The sequence below is a fragment of the Actinoplanes sp. NPDC024001 genome, assembly GCF_040638955.1.
Taxonomy (GTDB): domain Bacteria; phylum Actinomycetota; class Actinomycetes; order Mycobacteriales; family Micromonosporaceae; genus Actinoplanes.
Map to the genome: position 1 here is coordinate 1 of NZ_JBEZZB010000326.1, position 3,944 is coordinate 3,944.

Consider the following 3,944-nt stretch of genomic DNA (forward strand, 5'->3'; position numbering starts at 1 on the left):
CCATCCCGCGTCGACGTCCGCAGCGGCCTCGACGTGCAGTGCCGCACCGACGGCGGCCGCGTCCTGCTGGGCGGCCGTCAGCCCGGCCAGGCAGTCCGGGCAGCCCGCGACGTGCTCGCGGTCGGCGTCGGCGACACCCTCCGGCTCGTCGAGGAGCCGGCGCAGCGTGCCGTCAGTGGGATGACGCATGACGGTTCAACTCCTTGCGTAGGGCGGACTCGGCGCGCCGCACCGTGGTGCCGACACTGCCGGGGGAGAGATCGAGAGCGGCCGCGACCTCGGCGTAGCTGAGGCCGCTGTGCCGTAACACCAGGGCGATCGCCTGCTTGCGGGGCAGCCGGCCGAGCGCCTCGCGGACCCGGCGGCGCTCCTCGGACGCGACGACCGTGTCGGCGACGTCGGGACAGACCGTGGCCGCGTCACCGGCGGCCTCCTCGCGGGTGGCCCGGCGGCGCCCGGTTCGCAGATGGTTGAGCGCGGTGTGCGCCGCCGCCACCGACAGCCAGCCGAGCGACTCGCCGGCCGGCACCGCGGACCGGCCGAACGTCAGGAACACCTCCTGCGCCACGTCCTCGGCCTCGTCGCGGGACCCGAGCACCCGGGCGGCGACCGCGACGACCCGCGGATACGTGCTCCGGAAGACCTGTTCCAGGTCGGGCCGGACAGCGCCGGGGTCAGCACTCACCACGCCGTCCTCCCGTTCGGCGCGCCCGGCCGTGCGGCGGCGGCCGGGCAGCCACACCGGCCCGGCGGGCGCTACGAGCTCCACATCTTGGTTCACATCAGGAAAGCACCGCCGCCGCGCCGAATGTGACACATCACGAGCGCCTGATCGACGTACGGATCAGGGTTTCTCGGCGAGCTCGTCGGCGACCAGCAGGTCGTGCCGGACCTGGCCGGCGCGATAGCCGGCCCGGCCGATCATGTGAGCGGCGACCGGCGCGGTCGCCATCTGGAAGACCGCGACCAGCGCGAGCATGCCGAAATGGTCACGCAGCCGCAGCGCGCCACCGGCCAGGACGAGCAGCAGGCCGAGAACCTGCGGTTTGGTGGCCGCGTGCATCCGCGACAGCAGATCCGGGAAGCGCACCAGCGCCACCCCGGCAGACAGGCTGAGCAGCGCACCGGTGATCAGGAAGATCGCGGCGAGCACGTCGGCGACGGCGTTCATCGTGGTTTCCCGGTGGCGAACCGGGCCACGCTGACCGAGCCGACGAAGCCGAGGATGGAGAGCACCACCAGGACGGGCAGGGCGGTGGCGTCGCGCGACCAGGCGGCCTCGGCGGCGATCGCGACGATGACGATGGCCAGCAGCACGTCGGTGGCGACGATGCGGTCCAGCACCGACGGGCCGCGGACCAGACGGATCAGGGCGAGCACCGCGCCGGCGGTGAGCAGCACGGTGACCAGTACGGCGACGACGGTCATGGGTGCGCCTCCCGGTGGTAGGCCTGCCGTTCCGCCGCGGAACCGAAGGCGTGGACGATGCGGTGCTCCAGAGCGAGCACCTCGGTGCGGAACCGGTCGGCGTCAGCCGGGCCGGTGACGTCGAGAACGTGCACGTAGAGCACGCCGCGGTCCCGGTCCACCTCGACGATCAGGCTGCCGGGCACCAGCGACAGCGCCTCGGCGGTCAGGGTCAGGCCCAGGTCGGACGGGACCCGCAGCGGCACCGCGATCACCGCCGAGCGCGGCACCCGGCCGGGCCGCAGCGCGAGCAGCGCCACCTGGCCGCTGGCCGTGACCAGGTCGGAGATGAACCGGGCGGCGAACCGCAGCACCCCGAGCGGGTGGATCCGGCCGGCGTAGGTGACCGGCGGCAGCGGGAAGACGGTCAGCACGATCACCGCGATGATCGTGCCGCCGATCATGGTCAGCCAGGTGAACGAGCCCCAGAGCAGCATCCAGATCCCGGTCAGCGCGGCGGCGGCCACGCACCGGTCCCGCCACCGGCCGGCGATCACGGCGCGCCCCCGCCCAGGACGGCCCGCGCGTACCCGTCGCGGTGCAGCAGGTCCCCGGCGGCCTGGTCACCGACGGCGAACAGCGGGCCGGCCAGCACGGTGAGCCCGACGCCGAGCGTGACCAGCGCCAGGGTGGGCACGATCATCAACGGCGGGCAGCGGCCCTCGGCGGGCGACGGCATCGCCGGGTTGGGGGCGCGCCAGAACGCCAGGTTCCACACCCGGGCGATGGCGTACAGGGTGAGCAGGCTGGTCAGCACGCTGCCGGCGACCAGCAGCCAAGCCAGCGGGCCACCGTCGGCGACCCCCGCCTCGATCAGCCCGAGCTTGCCGATGAAGCCGGAGAACGGCGGGATGCCGGCCAGGTTCAGCGCCGGGATCAGGAAGGCCAGGGCGAGGACCGGGTTGAGCCGGGCCAGCCCGCCGAGCCGGTCCAGCGCGGTGCTGCCGCCGCGTTTCTCGATCAGGCCGGCGGCCAGGAACAGGGTGGTCTGCACGGTGATGTGGTGCACCACGTAGAAGATCGCGCTGGACAGGCCGAGCCGGCTGGTCAGGCCGACCCCGAACAGCAGATATCCGATGTGGCTGACCAGGGTGAAGGAGAGCAGCCGCTTGATGTCGGACTGGGCGACCGCGCCCAGGATGCCGACCACCATGGTCAGCAGCGCCGCGATCAGCAGGACCGTCGTGGCCCGGCCGCCGGGGAACAGCAGGGTCTCGGTGCGCACGATGGCGTAGACCCCGACCTTGGTGAGCAGCCCGGCGAAGACGGCGGTGACCGGCGCGGGCGCGGTCGGGTAGCTGTCCGGCAGCCACGACGACAGCGGGAAGACCGCGGCCTTGATGCCGAAGGCCAGCAGCAGCATGCCCTGCAGGGTCAGCCGCAGCCCGTCGGGCAGCGCGTCCAGCCGGCCGGCGAGCTGGGCCATGTTGAGCGTGCCGGTGGCCGCGTAGACCAGCCCCAGCGCGGTCAGGAAGATCACCGAGGAGAGCAGGCTGACCACGACGTACGTGGTCCCCGCCCGGATCCGGTTCTCCGTCCCGCCCAGGGTCAGCAGCACGTAACTGGCGACCAGCAGGATCTCGAACCCGACGTAGAGGTTGAACAGGTCCCCGGCGAGGAACGCGTTGGTCACGCCGGCGGTGAGCACCAGATAGGTCGGGTGGTACACCGACAGCGGGGTCTCCTCGTGCCCGTCGGCCATGCCCTGCCCGATCGAGTAGACCAGCACGCAGACCGTGACCGCGGCGGAGACCACCAGCATCAGCGCGGCCAGCTCGTCGGCGACCAGCACGATGCCCAGCGGCGCCACCCACCCGCCGACCGCGACGACCAGCGTGCCCTCGGTGGTGCTCAGGTAGAGCAACGCCGCGGAGACCAGCAGGGTCGCGGTGAGCGCGGTGAGGCTGACGGTGCGCTGCGCGCGCGGCCGCCCCGCCATCATCAGCGTCAGCGCGGCGCCGAGCAGCGGCATCACCACCGGCAGCGGCACCAGCCAGGTCACGATTCGTCCTCCGTGCCGGGGCCCTCGTCGCGCTCGGCGAGCAGCATGATCCGCCGGTCCTCCACGTCGTCCTGCACCTCGTCGTGCCCGGCCATCGCCCAGCTGCGGTAGGCGAGGGCGAGCAGGAACGCGGTCATCCCGAGGGTGATCACGATCGCGGTGAGGACCATGATCTGGGGGAGCGGGTCGGCCAGGTCGGACTCCGGCGCCCCGCCGACGATGGGCGGCGCCCCGGCCCGCCCGCCGAGCAGGATCAGCAGGTTGACGCCGTTGCCGAGCAGGATCATGCCCATCAGCACCCGGGTCAGACTGCGTTCCAGCACCATCGAGACACCGGCGGCGAACAGCACGCCGATCACCACGACGTAGACCAGGTTCGGGGTCACTAGGGCACCATCCTTTCGACGAGATCTTGGTTGTAAGGTCTCGCCGGAACTCGGCGAGGATCGGGAGATGGCCTGTGGTGGTCGCCCTT

6 protein-coding genes and 1 pseudogene are annotated in these 3,944 nt (G+C 72.4%); all 7 read right to left on the reverse strand.

The genetic code is table 11. The features are described 5' to 3' along the window. Positions 1-189: pseudogene (locus AB0F81_RS50635) on the reverse strand (hypothetical protein); the annotation flags it as partial. Continuing rightward, positions 173-769: a sigma-70 family RNA polymerase sigma factor gene (locus tag AB0F81_RS50640; protein ID WP_360211545.1), complete on the reverse strand. Its 597-nt coding sequence runs from the start codon at positions 767-769 to the stop codon at positions 173-175. The gene AB0F81_RS50640 and the pseudogene AB0F81_RS50635, both read right to left, overlap by 17 nt. Before the next feature lie 75 nt (positions 770-844). Beyond that, the gene (gene mnhG / locus AB0F81_RS50645; RefSeq protein WP_360211547.1) at positions 845-1,171 is read right to left on the reverse strand and encodes a monovalent cation/H(+) antiporter subunit G; all 327 of its coding nucleotides are present in this window, start codon (positions 1,169-1,171) and stop codon (positions 845-847) included. Continuing rightward, positions 1,168-1,428 (reverse strand): monovalent cation/H+ antiporter complex subunit F, encoded by a 261-nt coding sequence (locus AB0F81_RS50650; protein ID WP_360211549.1) that lies wholly within the window; start codon positions 1,426-1,428, stop codon positions 1,168-1,170. Before AB0F81_RS50650 ends, mnhG begins: the two co-directional genes overlap by 4 nt. After that, a complete protein-coding gene (locus tag AB0F81_RS50655) occupies positions 1,425-1,964 on the reverse strand; it encodes a Na+/H+ antiporter subunit E (RefSeq protein WP_360211551.1) in 540 nt (179 codons plus the stop codon). Before AB0F81_RS50655 ends, AB0F81_RS50650 begins: the two co-directional genes overlap by 4 nt. Further along, a complete protein-coding gene (locus AB0F81_RS50660) occupies positions 1,961-3,469 on the reverse strand; it encodes a Na+/H+ antiporter subunit D (protein ID WP_360211553.1) in 1,509 nt (502 codons plus the stop codon). The genes AB0F81_RS50655 and AB0F81_RS50660 overlap by 4 nt, the downstream gene beginning before the upstream one ends. Continuing rightward, positions 3,466-3,855: a Na(+)/H(+) antiporter subunit C gene (locus tag AB0F81_RS50665; RefSeq protein WP_360211555.1), complete on the reverse strand. Its 390-nt coding sequence runs from the start codon at positions 3,853-3,855 to the stop codon at positions 3,466-3,468. Before AB0F81_RS50665 ends, AB0F81_RS50660 begins: the two co-directional genes overlap by 4 nt. Positions 3,856-3,944 lie beyond the last annotated feature (89 nt).